Genomic DNA, 21,718 nt, shown 5'->3' with positions numbered 1-21,718 from the left:
GGCCCCCCGAATTCCGGCTCAGGGCAGGTCCGAATTTTCCGCGCACGGTAGCATGGCTTGAAGGTGAAATCCGTTCAAAACCGGATGCGCGGTCAAGGTTCCGCTTAGCAGCGCAACGCGTTCCCGCAGTCCGATCAGCCCGTGTCCCGACTGCTGGGACGTAGGGCGGGCGTCCACCGCGTCCAGCCCGCCTAGGTGGTTGGTCACCTCGATCCGCAACGCGTCCGGCCCGTAGTCCAGCAGCACACGCGCCCTCCCGGAGCCGGCGTGCTTGAGCACGTTGGTCATCGCCTCCTGCACGATCCGGTATGCGGTCATCTCCACCCCGAAGCCCAGCTCGCGGACCTGGCCGCGCCGGTCGAGCTTCCACACCACGCGCCCGCCACGCACCGACTCGACCAGCTTGTCCACGCCGTCCAGGCTGGGCGTCGGCTGCCAGTCCACCGGGTCCTGACCAGCGGAGTTGCGATCGCGCAGCACGTTGAGCAGGTTGCGCATCTCCCCCAATGCGCTGCGGGAGGTCTGCTCCAGCTCCTGCAAGGTCTGCCGGGCATGCTCCTGGTCGCGGTCGATCAGCGCCCGCGCGACGCCCGCCCGCAACGCCACCACGGACAGGCTGTGCGACACGATGTCGTGGAACTCCCGTGCTATGCGGGCCCGTTCGATTGCCGCGGCATCGGCGGCGAGCTGGTCGCGGGCCTCGTCGAGCAGCGCCAGGGTCTGCTCCAGCTGCGCCGCGCGACGCCGACCGACCTGCATCGCGCGCGCCCAGCCGATCACCATGACGAGGTTCACCACCGCGCCAGCGATCCGCAACAGGCTCTCCACCGGCGACAGCTCGTAGACGACCATCTCGGTGACCGGGTAGACCATCGCGATCGTCGCGGCGATCACCGATGCGGTCCGCGATCCGCGCACGCAGACCGAGTAGACCGCGACGAGGATCACCAGGTTCAGCCCGCCGATGTAGAGCTTGAGCAGGGTGAGCGCGACGGTGACCGCCAAAAGCACGAACAGCACCAGCCAAGGCACCCGTCGCCGCAGCGGCAGCATGCTGGTGGCCGGCACGCTTACCAGCAGCGGCCACCACCAGACCATCCACGGCGGATGCTCGCCGATGGAGAGGTCGAGGCCGTGCAACACGCACAGCACGACCACGAAAACGACATCGCCGAGGACCACGCGGCGCGCGATGATCCAGGTCAGCAAGCCAGTCCGCGGCGCCGCGACAGCGGAGCTGCCAAGCGCATGATCGACCATCAAACCTGCCTCACACGGTGCGCGGATCGGCTCGCTGGCGAGCCAGCACGAGTCCGTGAGCGGCACAGCCGCTCACGGACCAAGATCCTGCGCACTGCCCCGAGGTGCTTCATCCACCGAAAGTCGTAGCGGGCAACCTACCCGCTCACGATCAACGACGGGGCCGCAACGGTCAATATCCGCGCGCGACCCACTCGTCGAACTGGGGCCGGACCGCGCCGATCGTGGTGCTCTCCCCGTGTCCCGTTCGGACCTCGGTGTCCTCCGGCAACGGCAACAACCGCTCCCGGATAGACACCGTGATCGTCCCGAAGTCCGAATAGGACCGACCGGTGGCGCCGGGCCCACCGGCGAACAAGGTGTCACCGGAGAACACCACGCCGAGCTCGGGCGAGTACAGGCACACCGCGCCCGGCGCGTGGCCGGGCGTGTGCAGCACCTGCAGCCCGATTCCGCCGACCTCGACCACTTGGCCGTCGGCGAACTCCCGGTCTGGTCGGCGGTCCGGGTGGACCAGGTTCCACAGCACCAGGTCGTCTGGGTGCAGGAAGATCGGCGCCCCGACCGCGTCTGCCAGCTCCGGCGCCTTGCGCACGTGGTCGTCGTGGGCATGCGTGCACAGCACGGCCAGCACCCGGCGGTCGCCGACGAGCCGGCGGATCGCCTCGATGTCGTGCGGGGCGTCGATGATCACGCACTCCTGGTCGTCGCCGACCACCCACGCGTTGTTCTCGACATCGAAGGTCTGGTCGTCGAGCGAGAACGTGCCCGACGTGGTCGCGTGATCGATGCGCGCCGTCATCCGAAGGTCACCACCGAACGCAGCACCTCGCCGCGGTGCATCTTCTCGAACGCCTGCTCCACCTGGTCCAGCGCGATCTCCTCGCTGACGAACTTCTCCAGCGGCAACCGGCCCTGCTGGTAGAGCTCGATCAGCATCGGGAAGTCGCGTTCCGGCAGGCAGTCGCCGTACCAGCTGGACTTCACCGCGCCGCCGCGGCCGAAGACGTCCAGCAGCGGCAGCTCCAGCTTCATCTCCGGGGTGGGCACCCCGACCAGCACCACGGTGCCGGCCAAGTCGCGGGCGTAGAAGGCCTGCTTGAACGTCTCGGGGCGGCCGACCGCGTCGATCACCACGTCGGCGCCGAAACCGCCGGTGAGCTCGCGGATCGCCTCGACGCTATCGGTCTCGGAGGCGTTGACGGTGTGCGTGGCGCCGAACTGGCGCGCCCACTGAAGCTTCTTCGGATCGGTGTCCACCGCGATGACCCGCCGCGCCCCGACCATGCTGGCCCCCGCGATCGCACCGTCCCCGACGCCACCGCAGCCCAGCACCGCGACCGTGTCGCCCGGCCCGGCGTTGCCGGTGTTGATGGCGGCCCCGATCCCGGCCATCACGCCACAACCCAGCAGTCCGGCCACCGCCGGACGCGCCGATGGGTCCACTTTGGTGCACTGCCCGGCGTGCACCAGTGTCTTCTCCGCGAAGGCTCCGATGCCCAACGCAGGCGACAGCGGGGTGCCGTCCGTCAGCGTCATCGGCTGCGCCGCGTTGTGCGTGTCGAAGCAGTACTGCGGCCGACCGCGCTTGCAGGCCCGGCATACCCCGCACACCGCGCGCCAGTTGAGGATCACGAAGTCACCGGGCTCCACGTCGCGCACACCTTCGCCGACCGCCTCGACGACACCCGCTGCCTCGTGCCCGAGCAGGAACGGGAACTCGTCACTGATCCCACCCTCCCGGTAGTGCAGATCGGTGTGGCACACGCCGCACGCCTGCACCCGCACCACCGCCTCACCAGGTCCCGGATCCGGAACGTTGATGGTCACCACCTCGACCGGCCGGCCTTTCCCGGTCGCCACCACCGCGCGGACGTCAGCCACGAACACCTCCAGCATTTCGTCGTTTCCAACCACCATCGTCATATGCGCGCACGAGCGCAATCAAGAGCAGCCTCCCGCCGGATTCCAAACACGCAGAGTTACTGATTAACTACTGTACGATTCCCGGTAAGAGGGGAGGACGATCATGGTCGACACGCGCATCCCGCCCGCCCGGGAAATGGACATCGATCGGCCCTGCGCCGCGCGGATCTACGATACGTTCCTCGGCGGCAGCCACAACTTCGGCTGTGAGCGGGCCTTCGCGGAACGCCTGGAACGGAAGCTGCCGTACATCGGCGAAACGTACCGGGAGAACCGGGCGTTCCTCCGGCGGGTCGTGGAGTACCTGCTGACGCACGGCGTCCGCCAGTTCATCGACCTGGGCTCGGGCATCCCCACGATCGGCCACGTGCACGAGGTGGCGCGGCGCCGGACGCGCGACTTCCGGGTGCTCTACGTGGACAACGAGCCGCTCACCGTCGCGCACAGCAAGCCGCTGCTGGCCGGCGAGCCGCGCGCCGAGATCATCCGGGCGGACTGCCGCGACCCGAAGTCCGTCCTCAACGCCCCGGAGGCCGTCGAACTGCTCGACCCGGCCGAGCCGGTAGGGCTGCTGATGGCGCCGCTGCACTTCATCCCCGACTCCGACGACCCGGTGGCGCTGGTCGAGACCTATCGCGACGCGCTGGTCCCCGGCAGCCACCTGGTGATCTCGCACCTGACCGGCAGCCACGCCCCGGACGAAATGCGCATCCTCGCGGGCCACTACGCGGAGACCGCAGACCCGTTGCAGCCGCGCGAAGTGGAATGGATCGAGAAACTGTTCGGCGACTTCGACGTCGTGCGGCCCGGCACGACGTCCCTGTCGGACTGGCGCCCCGAACCCGGTCGGACGACCACGAAGCAGCCCTACTGCCTCCTCCACGGCGGTGTCGCCCGCAAGCCCTGACTCGTGACGCAATTTCCATTGAGCGTTTTCCCAACCTCGCGGAGAAGCCCCGGCGGTGCCGGTTGCAAAGGTGCGCCAAGGCAGTCAGGCCGGTTGCGGCAGCCCCGCACCATCAGGCTTCCGGCACCGCGGCTGTGGATCGGCCAGGCCGGAAAACCTCAATGGAAATTGCGGCGTCGCGGTAGGTCAGCGGGGGATGAACAGCAGCAGGACGCCCGCGATGATCGCCGCGATGCCCGCTGCCAGCCAGGCACCCGCCAGTCCGGCTTGCTCGGCGAAGATGCCGAAGAGCAGCGGTCCGACGCTGCCGCCGAGGTAGATGCCGGTCTGCGTGAACGAGGTGGCGCTGGCGACCCGATCCGGGGCGATCCTGGCGACCGCGAAGTTCAGCAGCCCGGGCCACGCCCAGCCCGCACCGAAGCCGATGGACACCCCGATCAGGAACGCCCACGTCGAATCCACCGCCATCAGCCCGAAGCCGATCGATCCGATCAGCAGCATCGCGGTGATCACCCGCAGCAGGTTCGGGTTCTTGCGGTCCGCGAGCACGCCCGCGCACAGCCGGATCGTCAGCCCGGTAGCCGAGCCCAGCGACAGCACCAGCCCGGCCACCGCCGGGCTGAACCCGACCTCGACTGCCGTCGTGGTGACGAACGCGCCGAGCGCGTTGGCCGCGGCCGAACCGAGGCCGCCAGAGATCGCCAGCAACAGCAGCGCGCCCCGGGCGTCGTTGCGACCGGCGGTGTCGCCGCCTTTGATGGCGGATCGCTCGGCGTCCGGCAGCCGCGGCACCGCGACGGCGGCGACCAGGCCGACCAGCCCGGCGATCACGAACACCCACCGCCATCCGACGGTCAAGGCCACGGCGGGCACCGCGACCCCCGCTAGCAGCGTCGCGGCCGGGATGGAGGACTGCTTCACTCCGAAGCCCATACCTCGGCGGTTGGCCGGAATCCCTTGGGCGATCAGCAGGTTCGATGCCGGTTGCGCCAGCGAGTTCGGCAGTCCGGCCACCCACAGCAGCCCCAGCAGCCACGGCGCATCGGGCGCCCAGGCCAGGCCGAACAGGCAGAGCGAGCTGCCCAGCGCGCCCAGCCGCATGCCGAGGCGGGCGCCGATCCGCTCGACGAGCCACCCCATCGTCCGGGACGCCACCGATGCGACGCCGAAGAAACCGGCCGCCCCCACTCCCAGCAGCGCAGCGCCGAACCTGAGGTCCTGCTGCAGCTGCACGCCCATGCCACCAACGAGGAACACCGGGAAGACCCCGACCGTGACCACCGCGGCCACCGACGACAGCACCCGCGGTATCCCGATGGTCCGCGGCACCTGCCCGGCGACGGCCACTGCGGGCATGCGTCCTCCTCGGTGCTTGTGGTGTGCTGGTCTTACGAGCGTGGGAACCGACCAAATTTTTAGCAACGCTAACGTGACGCACGCCTCCCCTCGGCCGACGTGTCTCCCCCGGCCGGATGTACCCGGGTTGACGTCGACCCCGCAGAGGCGCAAGGGTCAGTGGAGTTGATCGACAACGGGAGGACAGCGTGACCGTGGCACCGGGTTCCGGACTCCCCGCGTCGCAGATCCCAGATCTGGTGCTGCTGGACGCCGTGGAGCTGTCCTGGTTGATCCGCCGCCGGGAGATCTCCTGCGTCGAGGCGATGCAGACCTACCTCGGACACATCGACCGGTTCAACCCGGCGGTGAACGCGATCGTCTCCCGCGCCGACGAGACCGAGCTCATCGACCAGGCGCGGCAGCGAGACAAGGAACTCGACCGCGGCGAGTGCGCGGGGTGGATGCACGGTTTCCCGATCGCGGTGAAGGACCTATCCGACGCGGCGGGGTTCCCCACCACGAAGGGCTCACCGATCTTCACCGAGAACCTCGCGACGACCGACGACCTGCACGTGCGGCGGATGCGGGACGCCGGCGCGATCTTCATCGGCAAGACCAACGTCCCCGAGTTCGGCCTGGGCTCGCACACCTTCAACCCGGTGTTCGGCACCACTGTCAACGCCTACGACACCACGCGCAGCGCGGGCGGCAGCAGCGGCGGCGCCGGGGCCGCTCTGGCGCTACGGATGTTGCCGGTCGCCGACGGCAGCGACTTCATGGGGTCGCTGCGCAACCCCGCGGCATGGGGCAACCTCGTGTCGCTGCGGCCCGGCTTCGGCCGCATCCCGAGCGAGGGATTCCTCAGCGAGCCCTCGGTGGTCGGCCCGATGGGGCGCACGGTGCGCGACATCGCGATGCTGCTGTCCACAATGGCCGGTCCGGACGAGCGCGCACCGCTGAGCATCGAGCAGGATCCGGAGTTGTTCACCGGCAGCCTGGACCGCGACTTCGAGGGCACCCGGATCGGCTGGGTCGGCGACTTCGACGGATACCTGGCCACCGAGCCGGGCCTGCTGGACCTGTGCGCCGAAGCCTTCGCCGCCTTCGCCGAGATCGGCTGCGAGGTCGAGCCGGTGTCGCGCCGGCTGCCGGTCGAGCAGGCCTGGGAGACCTTCCTGCTGTGGCGCTCGTGGATGGTCGGGCACAACAACGTAGACCTGCACGCCGACCCGGCCACCCGGGCGATGCTCAAACCGGAGGTGATCTTCGAAGTAGCGGGTTACCAGCAGCTCACCGCGGATGACATCTCACGCGCCTTGACCGGCCGGGACGAGTGGTACGCCGCGGTGTCGCGGTTGTTCGACGAATACGACTTCCTGCTTGCGCCGAGCGCGCAGGTGTTCCCGTTCGACGTCGAACAACGCTGGCCGCAGGAGATCCGCGGCCGGCCGATGGACACCTACCACCGGTGGATGGAGACGGTCGCGCCGTGGACGCTGTCCGGGCTCCCGATCGCGAACCTGCCGGTCGGGTTCAACGAAGCCGGGCTGCCGATGGGAGTCCAACTGATCGGCCGCAACCACGCGGAATGGCCGCTCCTGCAGCTGGCCAACTCCTACGAACGAGCCACCGACTGGACCCACCGAGTACTGCCACCCCTGCTGCGGTAAGGCCCGAACCGCAGTTTCAACGCGGGGAGGAGGGGTCCGATGCATGGAAATTGCCGCCCTCCGGCGTGTCGGGACCCGACACGCCGGAGGTTGTGGATAACTCCGCAATTTCAATGGAAATCAGACCTTCGATTTCCAATTGAAATCGCGGAAAGCGTCTCAGCCGCGGAAGGCCGACAGGCCGGTCAGGGCCTGGCCGATGGTGAGGGCGTGCATCTCGCTGGTGCCCTCGTAGGTCAGCACCGACTCCAGGTTCGTCATGTGCCGGATCACCGGGTACTCCAGCGAGATCCCGTTGGCGCCCAGGATGGTTCGGGCGGTGCGGGCCACCTCCAGCGCGCCGCGGACGTTGTCGAGCTTGCCGAAGCTCACCTGCTGGGGGATCAGCTGCCCGGCGTCCTTGCGCTTGCCGAGGTGCAGCGCTAGCAACCGTCCATTTTGGATTCGCACCGCCATGTCGGCGAGCTTGCCCTGGGTGAGCTGGAAACCACCGATCGGCCGCCCGAACTGCTCGCGGGTCGTCGCGTATTCCAGCGCCGCCTCCAGGCAGCTGCGCCCGGCACCGACCGCGCCCCACACGATGCCGTAGCGCGCCTCATTGAGGCAGGACAGCGGGCCGCGCAGGCCGGTGACCTCAGGCAGCACCGCGTCGGCGGGCAACCGGACGTCGTCGAGCACCAGCTCGCTGGTCACCGAGGCGCGCAGCGAAAGCTTGTGCTTGATCTCCGGGGCCGAGAAGCCCGGCGTGTCGGTCGGGACAACGAAACCGCGCACCCCTTCGTCGGTTTGCGCCCAAACCACCGCGACCGAGGCCACTGTGCCGTTGGTGATCCACATCTTGCGGCCGTCCAGCACCCAGTCGGAGCCGTCGCGGCGCGCGACGGTGCGCATCGAGGCCGGGTCGGAGCCGTGGTCCGGCTCGGTCAGGCCGAAGCAGCCGATCGCCTCGCCCGCGGCCATCTGCGGCAGCCAGTGCTGCTTGTGCTCCTCGGAGCCCCAACGCCAGATCGCGAACATCGCCAGCGAACCCTGCACCGAAACCAGCGAGCGCAGACCGGAGTCGCAGGCCTCCAGTTCCTCGCAAGCGATGCCGTAGTCCACTGCGGACAGTCCGGCGCAGCCGTAGCCTTCTAGGTGCATGCCGAGCACACCGAGCTTGCCCAGCTCCCGGGTGAGTTCCCGGGCCTGAGGGAACTCGCCGCGCTCGAACCACTCCGCGACGTGCGGCTGCACGTGGTCCCGGCACAGCGCGCGCACGCTGTCGCGGATCGCGAGCTGCTCCGGGGTGAATTCGGCGTCGATCCCCAGCGGATCGCGCGGGTCGAACGCGGGACGTTTGCCACCGGCACTCATTGCGGGCTCCTCCTTGAGACGAGGGGGGAAAGCTCTTGCTCGGAGTCCTCCAGCCACGCGAGGACTTCCTTGGTGTGTTCGCCGAGCAGCGGCGGCGGTGTCACCTCGGCGCTGCCGTGGCCGGAGAAGTCGATGGGGATGCGCACCTGCATCGCGGCTCCGCCGCCGGGATCGACCATCGGCCGCAGCCCCAGCGACTCGGCGTAGTGCACCGCCCGCGACAGGTCGTTGACCTGGCCGCACGCGATGCCCATGCCCTGCAGGCGCTGCTGCCAGTCCGCGGCGGTCCGCGCGCCGAGCACGTTCTCCAACTGCCGCGCCAGTTCGTCGCGGTTGGCCACCCGCTCCGCGTTGGTCGCGAACCTCGGGTCGCCGACCAGCGAGACCAACCCCAGCGCTTCGCACAACCTGCGGAACTGCGCGTCGTTGCCGACCGCGACGGCCAGGAACGCGTCCTCGCAGCGCAGCGCCTCGTACGGCGCGATGCTGGGGTGCCGGTTGCCGATTCGCTGCGGCGCGATGCCGGTCGTCAGCAGGCTGCTCATCTGGTTCGCCAGCGACGCCAGCAGGCTGGACAGCAGGTTCACCTCGACGTGCTGGCCGTGGCCGGTCAGTTCGCGGTGCCGCAGCGCGGCCATGATGCCCAGCGCCGCGTCCTTGCCGGTGAGCACGTCCACCACCGCCACGCCGACCTTCATCGGCGCGCCTTCGGGCTCGCCGGTGATGCTCATCAGCCCGCCGAGCGCCTGCACGACGAAGTCGTAGCCGGGCAGGTGTGCGCCTTCCTTGCTGCCGAACCCGGTGATCGAGGTGTAGATCAGCCGCGGGTTGAGCTCCCGGGCGCTCTCGTGGTCCAGGCCGTAGCGGGCCAGCGAGCCGGACTTGAAGTTCTCCACCAGGACGTCGGCGCGGCTGATGAGCCGTCGCGCGGCTTCCTGGTCCTCCGGGTCGGCGAGGTCGAGGGTGATGCTGCGCTTGCCCCGGTTGACCGACTCGAAGTAGGCGGAGCTGTGCTCGGTCCAGGGCGGTCCCCACGAGCGCGTGTCGTCGCCTTCGCCGGGGCGCTCCACCTTGATCACGGTCGCGCCGAGATCGGCCAGCAGCATGGTCGCGTACGGGCCGGCCAGCACCCGGCTGAAGTCCGCGACGACCACACCGTCCATCGGCAGCTTCTCCATGCACCCACCCTTCCGACCAGCAGGCCGGCGAACCGGCAGACCGATGCCCGTGCGGCGCGGTTACCGGAACAGCGGCTTGCATCACCGCGATTTTGGATCCAATATACAGTTGATCGGGCGACGGTCAAGACGCCCGAAAACTTGGGGAGCCTGGGATGCAGCGACCACCCACCACCCAGGAGTTCGTCCTCGACGAGCTCCGGAAGTCCATCGTGTCCGGCGATCTGGCGCCGGGCCAACCGATCCGGCAGGACACCATCGCCCAACGCCTCGGCGTGAGCCGGGTTCCGCTGCGCGAGGCGCTGAAGACGCTGGAGGCCGAGGGGCAGGTGATCTACCAGCCGCACCGGGGCTACTCGGTGGCCGAGCTGTCGCTGAGCGACCTGCTGGAGGTCTACCGGATGCGCGAGCTGCTCGAATCGGAGGCCGCGGTGGTGGCGACCGAGCAGCTCAGCGATGCCGGCCTGGCCCGGATCACCGACGCCCAGCGCGATGTCGAGAAGGCCGCCGACAGCGGCGACCTGGTGGCCATGATCGCGGCGAACCGCCGATTCCACTTCGCGCTGCTGGAGCCGGCCGGGATGCCCCGCCTGCTGCGCATCGTGCGCACGCTCTGGGACGCCACGGACGCCTACCGCGCGGTGTACTACAACTCCGACACCAACCGCGAGCGCGTCCGCCACGAGCACGACGCGATCGTGGCGGCGGTCGCGGATCGCCGAGCCGACCAGTTGGTCCGGCTGCTCGACGAACACCGCCGCCACGCGGTGGACGCACTCCGCACCACCATCGCGTCCGAAGTGGACTGATCAGGCCTTGAGGAGGATTTCCGCCGTGCTGCGTGCTTTCCGGACCGCAGCGGGGAAGCCGGCCGAGGCGGCCACCGTCGCACCCTCGTAGAGCAGCAGGGTGCCGTCCGCGAAGTCCGCCGGGTCGGCCAATCCCGCTGCCGCGGCGAGCTCTTCGAAGTACTGCCGCATCCACCGCTTCTGGCCGGTGATCACGGCGCGGGCCGGGTGCTGGCGGATCCGGGATCCGCCAAGGCGTTGACGAATCCGCAGCCCCGGAAGTCCGCGCGGTCCATCCACGCGTCGAGCGCGTCGAAGACCGCCAGCAGCTTCTCCCGCGGCGGGCCCGCGGACTCGGTGACCCACCGCTGAAGCCAGACCCGCCAGCGCTGGTCTCGTTCTACCAGGTACGCGGTGACGAGCTGGTCCTTCGAGCCGAAGCGCGCGTACAAGGTCTTCTTAGTGACCCCGGCTCCGGCGGCGATCGCCTCGACCCCGACGGCGTGGATGCCCTGCCGGTAGAACAGCTCAGCCGCCAACGGAAGATCATCCGAGACCACCTCGACGACTACGCCGCCATGCCCCGGGCGGACTTCGACGCGATGCTGACCCGCCAGCTGGTCATGACGGTCGCAGACCCGACCCGGATGACCGGCGAAACCCTCGAAGCCAACCTCGCTCCACATAGGCCACGGATGGGCCGGGCGTTCTTCGAACACCAGGTGAGCCACTACGACTCGACCCCGTGCGGCCTGATCGGGCATGTTTCGAAGGGCAGCTCTTACCAACTCGCTCGGCCAACTCGCGCGGCAAGAGGCGCCCTTCGCACTTCACCCGATCCGGAACCCGGTCAGTTGTCGTAGGTGTAGAAGCCCTTGCCGGACTTCTTGCCTTTCAGGCCCGCGTCGAGCATCCGCTGCAGCAGCGGCGGGGCCGCGTAGGTGGGTTCGGCGTACTCCGCGTACAGCGAGTCCGCGATGGCCTTCAGGGTGTCCAGGCCGACCAGGTCTGACAGCCGCAGCGGGCCCATCGGGTGGGCGCACCCCAGCACCATGCCCTTGTCGATGTCCTCGGCGCTGGCGAAACCGCCCTCCAGCATCCGGATCGCCGACAGCAGGTACGGCACCAGAAGCGCGTTGACGATGAACCCGGACCGGTCCTTGGCCCGGATGGTCTGCTTGCCCAGCTGCTCGGTGGCGAAGACCGCGGCCCGCTCGACAGTCTCCTCGGAGGTCAGCAGCGACGGCACCAGCTCGACGAGCTTGAGCACCGGCACCGGGTTGAAGAAGTGCACGCCGAGGACCTGTTGCGGGCGCTTGGTGGCGGCGGCGAGCTTGGCGATCGGGATGGACGAGGTGTTCGACGCCAGGATCGCCTCCGGGGCGGCCACCACCTTGTCCAGCTCGGCGAAGAGCTTGAGCTTCAACTCCTCGTCTTCAGCGATCGCCTCGATGACCATGTCGCGGTCGTCGAAGTCGGCGAGGGTGGTGGTGAAGTGCAGCCGGGACTGCGTCTCGTCGCGTTCAGCTTCGGTGAGCTTCCCCTTCTGCACCGCGCGGTTGAGCGATTTCCACAGCTTGGCGCGGCCGGCTCGGGCGGCTTCGGCGTTCACCTCGCACACGATCACGTCGATGCCGGCTCGGGCACCGACCTCCGCGATGCCGCCGCCCATCTGCCCGCCGCCGATGACTCCCAGTCGCTCGATCTTCGTCACCACACCGATCCTTCCGCTTCCGGCTGCGCTGCCGACGCACGGCCCGCGTCGGCCAGATCATGCCAAAAACATCGACTACCCACCGGTAAACAGTGCGCTAGGCCACGTCGATCGCAAGACCGCGCGCAAGGCCCGCGGAGCCGGGCCTCACCCCCGGACCGGCTCCGCGCGGTCGGACCCCCGATCCGCCCCTGACCCCCTGAAGTAATTTCAGGTTACAACACGGTCCGCGCATAAACGCATGCACGCCCGGCATGGTTCCCGCTGGTCACGCTGGCTGGCACGTCGGGCACCACAGGGTGCTGCGGCCGCCGATGCGCATCCGCCGCAACGCCGACGAGCAGCGCGGACACCGCCGGTCCGGCTCGTCGCGGTGCCCGGTCAGCCAAGACGCACCATCCGGAACCCGGCCGACGCGAACGGCCTCCCGCAGGATCGCCCGCATCTCGCGGTGCAGCCCATCGAGGTCTGCTGCGCCCAGGTCCGCGGTGGACCGGTTCGGATCGATCCGGGCCCGCCAGAGGATTTCGTCGGCGCAGATGTTGCCGAGCCCAGCGAGCACCGACTGGTCCATCAGGGCAGGCTTGAGGCGCCGCCGGGTGCGGGTGAGCCGCTCGGCGAACTCGTCGGCGGCGATCGCCTGCGCGTCCGGGCCGAGTTCGGCCAGCAGATCGTCCACTTCGTACTGCTCCCGCGCGAGGTGGATCCCAGTCAGCTTCCGCATGTCCCTGTAGCGGAGTTCACCCGCGGCGAAGTCGAACACGAGCCGGTCGTGCTGGTGCAGTTCGTCACCGTGGGCGCACCACTGAAGATTCCCCGTCATCCCGAAGTGCAGCAGCAAGGTCGGCGGCGCAGGCGAGGCGTTCGCGGCGGCTGCGGTCGCGATCAGCAGCCACTTGCCGTGCCGCCGAGGTTCGGCGAAGTACCTGCGCCGCAGTGCGCGCTGGAACGCATCTGCGCCGACACCGCGCAGCACCTGCTCGTCGTGCACGCGCACCTCGCGCACCTGCCGGCCGGTCGCCTGCTCCGCGACCCGACGGAATCCTTCTACGTCGGGAAGTTCGGGCATGTCCCCCGGCTACCCGCTGGCGCGTCGTCCTAGCAGTTCGAGCTGAACTACCCGACGCTGCACCCGAGGTCGGCCATATTTTCGAAATCAGGTACTTCCGGTACGCGTAGTCGTCGTCATCCCAGGGCAGGTGTCCAGGTTGCTGACCCCGGTCCTCACCCACGTAGACAACGACGAAGTAGCGCCCTTATTAGGCACACCATCGGGTGCTGCTGACCCGGATCCGGGCGTTCATACAGCAGCACCTCGGCGGCCCCTAACTCTCTCCCGGCACGGTCGCCGCAGCACACCCGTCTCCCTCCGGCGCCTGCGCCGGCTCTTCCACTAGCAAGGCACGACCGTTTTCAGCTGGGTACGCCAGCTACGACTGGAACGCTGCCACCGCGACCTCGCCGACCCCCATCAACGCGCCTCCCCCGGTTCACGCCATCGCGTCGCGATGGGGCTTCACCGACTCGGCGCGCTTCAGCCGCGCCTTCCGCTGCGCCTACGGCCTTTCCCCAGCAATGTCCGGGACCGGCCATAACCACCTAGGCACTCCCGATACATGCTCCTCAGCTGTCACAAACGCGTCGCCGCAGCTCGAACGCGGAAGGCCGACGCGCTTCCCGCCAGGAGACACCGGGCACACACGGTCAATGAGACGGCACGCCGCGTCAACGACTTCGTGGTCCATTCCCGAGATGCTCCACCCGAGCCCGTTGGTGCATCAGGAACAACGGTGCAAGCCGCATCGCTAACCGGGACCGGTTCGAGCTCATCAAGCGATCGTCCTACGGCAACCGTCCGTACCTGGAGTACAAGTACATCCGCAAGGATGGCACCGTGCAGCAAGGCACCCACTGGGGCGTGACCAACATCGGCACCGCGGTCAAGTTCGACCACAATCCCGGAGTGGGCCGCAAGGTCGCCTTCCGCGTGTGTGTGCGGTCGACCATCAGCCCGACCCATGCAGTAGCGATGATGACGGCCGGTAGGCGGTCGGCTACGCCTGATCGAAAGCATCTGTCGTGTCCGGTGAGGCAATCACTCCGCGTCGTCCTAGCAGTTCGAGTCGGCCTCGAAGACAATTTCGACCATGAGCGAGCACATCCCACCCCTGCGGCGTCCCATGGTCGCGCGAGACCCCGCCGAGCAGCACCGCGTAGCCACGCCGTTGGAATTGCTCTTCGACCTGTGCTTCGTGGCCGCCGTCGGCCAGGCCGCCGTGCAGTTGCACCACGGGCTCACCGAGGGGCACTTCGCCTCCACCGGCATCGGTTACCTCATGGTGTTCTTCGCGATCTGGTGGGCGTGGATGAACTTCACCTGGTTCGCCTCCGCCTACGACACCGACGACGTGGCCTACCGCGCGCTGACGCTGCTGCAGATGGCCGGGGTACTGGTGCTCGCCGCCGGTGTGCCCGGGGCGTTCCACGACTACGACTTCACCATCGTGACCATCGGCTATGTGGTGATGCGCGTGGCGATGGTCGCCCAGTGGCTGCGCGCCGCCCGGCAACATCCCGAGGGGCGTGCCGCCGCGCTGCGCTACGCGGGCGGCGTGACCGTGGTGCAGGTCGGCTGGATCTTGCGCTTGGCGCTGCCGCACCCGTGGTCGGAGGTCGGCTTCGTGGTGCTGGTGCTGGCCGAACTCGCCGTTCCGGCGGTCGCCGAGAAGCGCCGGCGGACCGCCTGGCACCCGCACCACATCGCTGAGCGCTACGGGCTGTTCACGATCATCGTGCTCGGCGAGGTGGTGCTCGCCGTGACCGCCACGATCCAGGAGGACGTCGCCGACGGCGGCTGGTCGACGGAGCTGCTGGAGATCGGCTTCGGCGGGCTGCTGATGATCTTCGCGATGTGGTGGACCTACTTCAAGCACTCCGCCGTCGAGCACCTGCGCGATTCGCTGCGCGCCCCGTTGGCTTGGGGCTACGGCCACTACTTGGTATTCGTCGGGATCGCCGCGGTCGGGGCCGGGCTGGAGGTGGCGATCGACAGCAGCGCCCACAAGGCGCACGTGAGCGCGGTCGCCGCGGCGCTGACCGTCGCGATCCCACTGATCGTCTACCTGGTGACGACGGGCGTCCTGCATTCCCGGATGGCCGATGCGGGCGTCGCGGTCCTGGTGGCGACGGCCGTGGGCTGCGCGCTGCTCGTGGCGACGGCGCTGCTGGCCGACCGTCTGGGCATCTCGGGGACGGTGCTGGTGATGGGAATCCTGATGGCCCTGGTGTTGGTGGCCGGGCTGTTCATCCAGCACGGGGGACGCCGCGCGCCGGCGCGCTGACTCCGGCACCCGCGCGCCAGGCGACGACTTCGCGCGAAAACGTCGCCTGGCACGCGCGGGGGAATGGCGATTTCGCGCGAATTCGCCACCGTCTCCAGTAATGGCCGAAATCGGCGCGACCACTCGCGGAACGCGATCCAGCTGCCGCCTTTGCGGATGGGCACGCGACAGGCGCTGTTCAGACGAAAACCGTTGCGCCACAGGCTGACCCGACAGAACCGCCCATGCATCGATGGCTGCCACCCGCACCGCCACGATCGCAAACCGACCGGGGCACCCCGCCTGCTGCACATCGGTGGTTGCGGGCGAACCGGCACCGAACGGTCACCATGGTATGCGTACGCTTTGGGCCCCGAGTCCATGGAGGAGCCAGAATGCGAGAAGGCGACGCGGTGGCGGATTTCGTGCTGCCGGACCAGCACGGCACCGAGCGCAAGCTGTCGGATCTGCTGGCCGACGGTCCCGTGGTGCTGTTCTTCTACCCCGCGGCGATGACCGCCGGCTGCACCGCGGAGAGCTGCCACTTCCGCGACCTGTCCGCGGAGTTCGCCGAGCTCGGCGCGCAGCCGGTCGGGATCAGCACGGATCCGGTGGCGAAGCAGCGGAAGTTCGCGGAAGCCAACAGCTTCGCCTTCCCGCTGCTGTCCGACTTCGATGCAATGGTGGCGCGCCAGTTCGGCGTGAAGCGGCGGTTCGGCCCCATTCCCGTGAAGCGCCACACGTTCGTCATCGATCAGCAGCGCCGGGTGCTCTCGGTGATCCGCAACGAGTTCCGGATGGCCGCGCACGCCGACGCGGCCCTGGAAGCGCTCCGGCAGGACCCGTAGCTCACGACGGTGTCGTCCCCCGGGCCAGCGGCGCCCGCCAGCCGTAGCGCAAGGCGAGCAGCCGGACGATGACCGCGAACAACGCAGCGAGCGTGCTGGTGATCGGCGTCAGCACGTTCGCCACCGCCAGGATCGAAACCAGCGCGCTGCCGAGCAGTGCGGGCACCGCGTAGATCTCGCTCTTCGGGTGCAGCAGCGCCGGGACCTCTCCTGCGAGCACGTCCCGGGCCGCGCCGCCGCCGATCGCGGTCGCCGCGCCGAGTGCGATCGCCGCCAGCGGATGCATGCCGTAGTTCAGCGCCTTGATGCTGCCCGCAACGCAGAACACACCGAGGCCGACGGCATCGAATAACATCACGAACCGCCGGATCCGGGCGAGCCCGGGGTGCCAGAAGAACACCGCCACCGCGGCCACCAGCGGCGTGGTGAAGTAGGCGACGTTGGTGAAAGCCACGGGCGGCACTGCGCCGATCACGAGGTCCCGGAACAGCCCGCCGCCGAGCGCGGTCACCTCGGCCAGCACCGCGATGCCGACGGCGTCGAAGCGCTTGCGCACGGCGAGCAGCGCGCCGGAGAGCGCGAAGGCGAAGATCCCGACCAGATCCAGGATCTCCTGCACGAGCGGACTAACGATCGCGGTAACCACCGCGACATTCTCGCGAAGGCACCCCTCACTTCAAAACGCACCGCCGTACGCTGCGCAAACGCTTTTTGTACTGGTCACAGGGAATCTGTAGACCCTGTTTGGTCTAGCACTCGGCATGTGGTTGATCGGTATCTATTTGCGCTGGTTAGGGCTTTGCCCCTGCGCTTCTGCTACACGACTGCTACACACAAGATCACAAACATCAACGCTCTGATCAGCGAGCGTCTGTCCTGACTGTCTCTTCGTCCTGTTCAGCGGCGCGATGAACGGGAACCTGCGGGCTCCACCCCATCCGGCGCAACAGCAGCGACGTGCCCTTGAGGCTGTAGGAGACGTGGAATATCCGGCCGATCAGCTTCGCTACCCGCGCCAACGTCCACCGCTGATCCTCGACCCACCCAGCCGCCGCAGGCCCCTCGCCCAGCACCTGTTCCAACCGGGCGATCTGGGACTCGGTCAGCTTGACCCGACGACCGGGCGGCCCCTTGGACCCCAACGCTTCCACGCCACCCGCCACCCACGCGCGGCGCCATGCCCGCGCAGACTTCGCCGACACCTCAAGCTCTTTCGCCACCTCCACCGGCGAGGCTCCTCGCTCGAACATCTCCGCCGCCCGCCGACGAACCTGTTCACGCTTGGCACGCGCCGCCGGGCCAGTACCGCCCCCATCCGCATATCGCACACCCGCACCTTGCCCGGAAATCCACAATAGACCAAGACGACACGCCGAACCCTGAACCGACAAAGTCAGTAGTGTCCTGGTTGTTCGGTGGTTGTTCGGTCCCGAGTGCCCCGCGCTTCGTGAAGAATCGCTCAGGCGGGTGGGTTTTCGCACGTGGGGTTCAGCAGCTTCTGGACTTCGGGGCTGTCGAGATTCCTCTTTGTGATCAGCATCGAGCCGGTGTCCGGGTTGGGCATCGGGTCCGCGGAACCGCGGATCTTGCCAATCGCCGCGTTGACCGACGCGAAGCCCATCTTGAACGGGTTCTGCGCGATCAACCCAGTGATCACGCCGTCGCGCAAGCCCTGGATCTCGCCTTTCGAGGTGTCCCAGCCGATGACCTTCACCTGCCCGACCTTCTCCGCCTGCCGCACGGCCTCTGCCGCGCCGAGCACGCTGGGCTCGTTGGCCGCGTAGATGCCGTTGAGGTCCGGGTTGGCGGTCAGGATGTCCTGGGTGACCTGCAACGCCCGGTTGTAGTCGCTGTCGCTGGACTGCTGCGCGACCAGCTGCAGCCCGGGGTGCTTGGCCATGCCTTTCTTGAAGCCCTCGGCACGTGTCTCGTTGGTGCTCGTGCCGGGCTGGAACTCGATGAACGCCACCTTGCCCTTGCCGCCGACCTGCTCGGCGAGCAGGTCGGTGGCCTGCTCGGCGGCGGCGATGTTGTTCGTCGCGAACACCGGCACGTCCGGCGGCTGCGGGGTGGTGCCGGAGTCCATGTTGACCACCCTCGTGCCCTGGCCCTGCGCGGACTTGGTGATGCCGGCCAGCGCCTTGGCGTCCGTCGCCGCGTACACCAGGCCCTTGACGTCCCCCTGCGACAGCAGGTCCTGCAGCAGGCTCTGCTGGCCGCTGACGTCGCTCTCGGCATGCACCCCGTCCCAGTGGACCGTCACGTCCCGGTGTTTGGAGCCCGCGCACTCGGCGCCGACCCGCACCTTCTCCCAGAAGTCGAAACCGATCGCCTTCGGCACCACGGCGAGCTTGATCGGCCCGCCCTGCTGGCCACCGCCGCCGGTCTGCTCGCGCACCCCGACGCTGCACGCCGCGGTGCCCAGCACTGCGACCAACGAAAGCAGCGCGGACGTCGCGGTCAGTACCCTCTTCATCGCCGAGCTCCCTTGCTCATCGCGGCTTACTGAGTTGGTGTTCGGGTCTTGGCTTGAAGCGGCGAAGCAGCTCAGCCCACCCCGCGATTTGTACCGCCGCGGGTTCTCAGACGCTTCCTGGCGAGGACAGCCCCTTCGCCGCGTGCCGGAGGGCTCCCACAGTCCAGAGAGCGTATGAGGTTCCGCTACCGCGCCGCTACGCAAAACGAGTTGTGCAACAAATTCCTCATCCGGCGTCGCCGCCGAGCTTGCGTCGTTGGTAACGGTCCCACCAGACCGCCAGCCAGATGATCACGCCGATCAGCACGTTCTGGTAGAAGGTGCTGATGTTGAGCTGGACCGCCCCGTTGCGGATGACCGCGACCAGGAACGCGCCGATCAACGAGCCCCACACGGTGCCGCGTCCGCCGAACAGGCTCGCCCCGCCGATGACGACCGCCGCGATCACGTCGAGCTCCAGGCCTTCGCCGAAGTTCGGCTGCCCGGAGTAGATCCGGGACGCTGCGATCATGCCGCCGAGCCCGGCCAGCGCGCCGGAGAGCACATAGACCGCGGTGGTGTAGCGCCGAACCGGCACACCGGACAGCCGCGCGGCCTCCATGTTGGATCCCATCACGTACGCGTAGCGGCCGAGCCGGGTCCGGGTGAGCACCACGTGCCCGGCCACCGCGACGAGCACGATGAGCAGCACCGGGATCGGGATCGCGCCGATGACGCCCTGCCCGAGCAAACGGAACGACTCCGGCGCGCCGAACACCGCGACCGCACCGGTGGCGATCAGCACCAGGCCGCGGGCGACGCTGAGCATCCCGAGGGTGGCGATGAACGGCGGCAGCCCGATGACCGACACCAGCAGCCCGTTCATCAGCCCGGCCACCGCGCCGACGGCGACGCCGCCGATGACGCCCACCATCGGGTTGAACCCGTAGTCGGCCATCAGCACCACCCCGAGCACCCCAGACAGCGCCGCCACCGAACCGACCGACAGGTCGATGCCACCGGTGATGATCACCAGCGTCACGCCGACCGCCATCACCGCGTTCACCGAGGTCTGCGAGGCCAGGTTGAACAGGTTGTCCGCGGTGAGGAACGACGGAGCGACAATTGACAGCACGATGAACACGACGATCAGCGCGCCGGCCGCGGCGACCTGCGAGACCGCGCCGGAGAGCCGGTCCCCCAGCCCGCCCAGCAGGCTGCGGTCCTCAGTGGACGGTTCCTTGGTCTGCTCAGTCATAGTTGCCCCCGTTTTAGACGTTGCGGGCTCCGGTTGCCAGCGCGACGACGCGTTCCTCGGAGAACTCCGCGCGTGTGACCTCTCCGGCGATCCGCCCACCGCGCATGACCAGGATCCGGTCGCACATGTTCAGCAGCTCCGGAAGGTAGCTGGAGATGAACACGACCGCTTTGCCCCGCGCGGCGAGGGAATCCATCTGCTGGAACATCTCCGACTTCGCCCCGACGTCCATGCCGCGGCCGGGCTCGTCGAAGAACAGCACCTCCGCGCCGGTTTCCAGCCACCGCGCCAGGATCACCTTCTGCTGGTTGCCGCCGGAGAGCGTCCGCACCGGGCGCCCCACCCACGGCACCCGGATCCGGAGGCCGTCGCGCTCCCGCTCGGCGATCTTGCGTTCCGCGGCGAGGTCGATCAATCCGGCCCGCATCGGCAGCTTCGCCAGCGTGATGTTCTTGTCCACCCCCAGTGGCAGGGCAAGACCATCGGTCTTCCGGCTCTCGGTGAGGTAGCCGATGCCCGCGGCGATCGCGTCGGACGGGCCGCGGATGCGCAACCGCTTGCCGTCCAAGGCGATCGTGCCCGCGTCCGGCAGCTCCGCGCCGAACACCGCGCGCGCCAGTTCCGTGCGCCCGGCCCCGACCAGCCCTGCCAGTCCGACGATTTCGGCCGCGCGGACCTCGAACGACACGTCGCGGACGGTATCGTCGCGGGTGAGCCCCCGGACCTCCAGCCGCACCGGACCGGGCTCGTTGAGGGTGCGCGGGTAGAGGTTCGCCACGTCGCGGCCGACCATCAGCTTCACCAGCCGATTTTCATCCAGTTCGGTGACCGGCCGGGTGTCGACGACGGCGCCGTCGCGCATCACCGTCACCCGGTCGCCGATCTCGAAGATCTCGTCCAGCCGGTGCGAGATGTAGAGCACCGCGATGCCTCTGGCGGTCAGCTCGCGGACGATGCCGAACAGCTCCTCGGCCGCCCGCTCGGTGAGGCTGGCCGTGGGCTCGTCAAGGATGAGCACTTTCGCCTGCAAGGCCAGGGCTTTCGCCAGCTCGAGGCGCTGCTGTTCCGCAGTGGACAGCAGCGCCACCCGCCGTCCAGGATCGACGTCCAACCCGACGTGGCCGAGCAGTTCCCGCGCGGCGCGGCGCTCCGCGGCCCGCAAGATCCACCCGCCGCGGCCGGGTTCGTGGCCGATGAACAGGTTCTCGGCCACCGACAAGTCCGGTGCCAGCGCGAACTCCTGGTGGACCATGGAGACCCCGAGCCGCCGCGCCGCGCCCGGCCCCTGGTAGGCGACCGGGACGCCGTCTAGTTCGATGCGTCCGCTGCTGGGCTGTTCGACCTGCGCGATCAGCTTCATCAGCGTCGACTTGCCCGCCCCGTTCTCCCCGGCGAACACGTGCACCTCGCCGGGCGGGATGGCGAGCGTGACGTCGGAGACCGCGACCACTCCGGGGAACCGCTTGCCGACGCCGTGCAGCGCCACGGCGGGACGATCCTGCTCGGTGGACGTCACGAAGCGCCTCCCCTCGGATCCGCGTGATCGTTGCTTCGGGCTCGCAGTGCGCCGGATCATACCGACAACGTCCATCCGGAGAAAGTGTTGGAACGAAGCCAAGTATTCGATTACCAACACCACCCGGCCGGGGCGAGTCCGGTGGATCGGCACACGTCGGCGCGGCCGATCCGTAAGCTCTTTAGGG

The 21,718-nt window shown here is 68.6% G+C and carries 20 protein-coding genes; 5 read left to right on the top strand and 15 right to left on the bottom strand.

Features of this window, described 5'->3' with window-relative positions; all coding sequences use genetic code 11:
• Window positions 1-18 precede the first annotated feature (18 nt).
• From ACWDKQ_RS04885 to ACWDKQ_RS04875, 3 genes are all read right to left on the bottom strand, one after another.
• Window positions 19-1,260: a sensor histidine kinase gene (locus ACWDKQ_RS04885; protein ID WP_450137428.1), complete on the bottom strand. Its 1,242-nt coding sequence runs from the start codon at window positions 1,258-1,260 to the stop codon at window positions 19-21.
• 172 nt (window positions 1,261-1,432) lie between these two features.
• Window positions 1,433-2,062: an MBL fold metallo-hydrolase gene (locus ACWDKQ_RS04880; RefSeq protein ID WP_450137427.1), complete on the bottom strand. Its 630-nt coding sequence runs from the start codon at window positions 2,060-2,062 to the stop codon at window positions 1,433-1,435.
• Window positions 2,059-3,180, bottom strand: a complete 1,122-nt coding sequence (locus ACWDKQ_RS04875; protein ID WP_450137426.1) for an S-(hydroxymethyl)mycothiol dehydrogenase — start codon at window positions 3,178-3,180, stop codon at window positions 2,059-2,061. Before ACWDKQ_RS04875 ends, ACWDKQ_RS04880 begins: the two co-directional genes overlap by 4 nt.
• A gap of 109 nt (window positions 3,181-3,289) precedes the next feature.
• Between ACWDKQ_RS04875 and ACWDKQ_RS04870 the strand changes: the two genes are divergently transcribed.
• Window positions 3,290-4,093: an SAM-dependent methyltransferase gene (locus tag ACWDKQ_RS04870; RefSeq protein ID WP_450137425.1), complete on the top strand. Its 804-nt coding sequence runs from the start codon at window positions 3,290-3,292 to the stop codon at window positions 4,091-4,093.
• Window positions 4,094-4,279: 186 nt separating this feature from the next.
• Here ACWDKQ_RS04870 and ACWDKQ_RS04865 read toward each other — a convergent pair whose 3' ends face one another.
• The gene (locus ACWDKQ_RS04865) at window positions 4,280-5,449 is read right to left on the bottom strand and encodes an MFS transporter (protein ID WP_450137424.1); all 1,170 of its coding nucleotides are present in this window, start codon (window positions 5,447-5,449) and stop codon (window positions 4,280-4,282) included.
• A gap of 188 nt (window positions 5,450-5,637) precedes the next feature.
• Here ACWDKQ_RS04865 and ACWDKQ_RS04860 point away from each other — a divergent pair, with 188 nt between their 5' ends.
• Entirely contained in the window at window positions 5,638-7,101 is a 1,464-nt protein-coding gene (locus ACWDKQ_RS04860; RefSeq protein WP_450137423.1) for an amidase, read from the top strand.
• 159 nt (window positions 7,102-7,260) lie between these two features.
• On the opposite strand, the gene ACWDKQ_RS04855 is transcribed toward ACWDKQ_RS04860, so the two are convergent.
• Both ACWDKQ_RS04855 and ACWDKQ_RS04850 read right to left on the bottom strand, forming a co-directional pair.
• Window positions 7,261-8,454 (bottom strand): acyl-CoA dehydrogenase family protein, encoded by a 1,194-nt coding sequence (locus ACWDKQ_RS04855; protein ID WP_450137422.1) that lies wholly within the window; start codon window positions 8,452-8,454, stop codon window positions 7,261-7,263.
• Window positions 8,451-9,632 carry a CaiB/BaiF CoA transferase family protein gene (locus ACWDKQ_RS04850; protein ID WP_450137421.1) on the bottom strand — a complete coding sequence of 394 codons (1,182 nt, stop codon included), beginning with the start codon at window positions 9,630-9,632 and terminating at the stop codon, window positions 8,451-8,453. The genes ACWDKQ_RS04855 and ACWDKQ_RS04850 overlap by 4 nt, the downstream gene beginning before the upstream one ends.
• 155 nt (window positions 9,633-9,787) lie before the next feature.
• On the opposite strand from ACWDKQ_RS04850, the gene ACWDKQ_RS04845 reads away from it, so the two are divergent.
• Window positions 9,788-10,441, top strand: coding sequence for a GntR family transcriptional regulator (locus ACWDKQ_RS04845; RefSeq protein WP_450137420.1), 654 nt, complete (start codon window positions 9,788-9,790; stop codon window positions 10,439-10,441).
• Here ACWDKQ_RS04845 and ACWDKQ_RS04840 read toward each other — a convergent pair whose 3' ends face one another.
• The 4 genes from ACWDKQ_RS04840 to ACWDKQ_RS04825 all read right to left on the bottom strand — a co-directional run bounded on the left by ACWDKQ_RS04840 (window position 10,442) and on the right by ACWDKQ_RS04825 (window position 13,203).
• A complete protein-coding gene (locus ACWDKQ_RS04840) occupies window positions 10,442-10,612 on the bottom strand; it encodes a hypothetical protein (RefSeq protein WP_450137419.1) in 171 nt (56 codons plus the stop codon).
• Between the two features lie 20 nt (window positions 10,613-10,632).
• Window positions 10,633-11,106 carry a TetR/AcrR family transcriptional regulator gene (locus ACWDKQ_RS04835; protein ID WP_450137418.1) on the bottom strand — a complete coding sequence of 158 codons (474 nt, stop codon included), beginning with the start codon at window positions 11,104-11,106 and terminating at the stop codon, window positions 10,633-10,635.
• A gap of 164 nt (window positions 11,107-11,270) precedes the next feature.
• The gene (locus tag ACWDKQ_RS04830; RefSeq protein ID WP_450137417.1) at window positions 11,271-12,134 is read right to left on the bottom strand and encodes a 3-hydroxybutyryl-CoA dehydrogenase; all 864 of its coding nucleotides are present in this window, start codon (window positions 12,132-12,134) and stop codon (window positions 11,271-11,273) included.
• Between the two features lie 268 nt (window positions 12,135-12,402).
• Complete coding sequence (locus ACWDKQ_RS04825; protein WP_450137416.1) at window positions 12,403-13,203, bottom strand: Fpg/Nei family DNA glycosylase; 801 nt, start codon at window positions 13,201-13,203, stop codon at window positions 12,403-12,405.
• 1,078 nt (window positions 13,204-14,281) lie between these two features.
• Here ACWDKQ_RS04825 and ACWDKQ_RS04820 point away from each other — a divergent pair.
• Entirely contained in the window at window positions 14,282-15,475 is a 1,194-nt protein-coding gene (locus tag ACWDKQ_RS04820; RefSeq protein ID WP_450137415.1) for a low temperature requirement protein A, read from the top strand.
• A 374-nt stretch (window positions 15,476-15,849) separates the two neighbouring features.
• Window positions 15,850-16,302, top strand: coding sequence for a peroxiredoxin (locus ACWDKQ_RS04815; protein WP_450137414.1), 453 nt, complete (start codon window positions 15,850-15,852; stop codon window positions 16,300-16,302).
• A 1-nt stretch (window position 16,303) separates the two neighbouring features.
• Here ACWDKQ_RS04815 and ACWDKQ_RS04810 read toward each other — a convergent pair whose 3' ends face one another.
• The 5 genes from ACWDKQ_RS04810 to ACWDKQ_RS04790 form a co-directional block, all read right to left on the bottom strand.
• A complete protein-coding gene (locus ACWDKQ_RS04810; RefSeq protein WP_450137413.1) occupies window positions 16,304-16,948 on the bottom strand; it encodes a trimeric intracellular cation channel family protein in 645 nt (214 codons plus the stop codon).
• Between the two features lie 214 nt (window positions 16,949-17,162).
• On the bottom strand, window positions 17,163-17,630 hold the full coding sequence (locus ACWDKQ_RS04805) for a winged helix-turn-helix domain-containing protein (RefSeq protein ID WP_450137412.1): 468 nt from the start codon (window positions 17,628-17,630) through the stop codon (window positions 17,163-17,165).
• 131 nt (window positions 17,631-17,761) lie between these two features.
• A complete protein-coding gene (locus tag ACWDKQ_RS04800; protein ID WP_450137411.1) occupies window positions 17,762-18,778 on the bottom strand; it encodes a substrate-binding domain-containing protein in 1,017 nt (338 codons plus the stop codon).
• Window positions 18,779-19,004: 226 nt separating this feature from the next.
• Window positions 19,005-20,015 carry an ABC transporter permease gene (locus ACWDKQ_RS04795; protein WP_450137410.1) on the bottom strand — a complete coding sequence of 337 codons (1,011 nt, stop codon included), beginning with the start codon at window positions 20,013-20,015 and terminating at the stop codon, window positions 19,005-19,007.
• A gap of 13 nt (window positions 20,016-20,028) precedes the next feature.
• The gene (locus ACWDKQ_RS04790) at window positions 20,029-21,531 is read right to left on the bottom strand and encodes a sugar ABC transporter ATP-binding protein (RefSeq protein ID WP_450137409.1); all 1,503 of its coding nucleotides are present in this window, start codon (window positions 21,529-21,531) and stop codon (window positions 20,029-20,031) included.
• Window positions 21,532-21,718: the final 187 nt, after the last annotated feature.

The organism is Saccharopolyspora sp. NPDC000995 (assembly GCF_053599315.1).
Note: the sequence above shows the minus strand (reverse complement) of the source record. Positions and strands in the feature narration are given on the sequence as shown.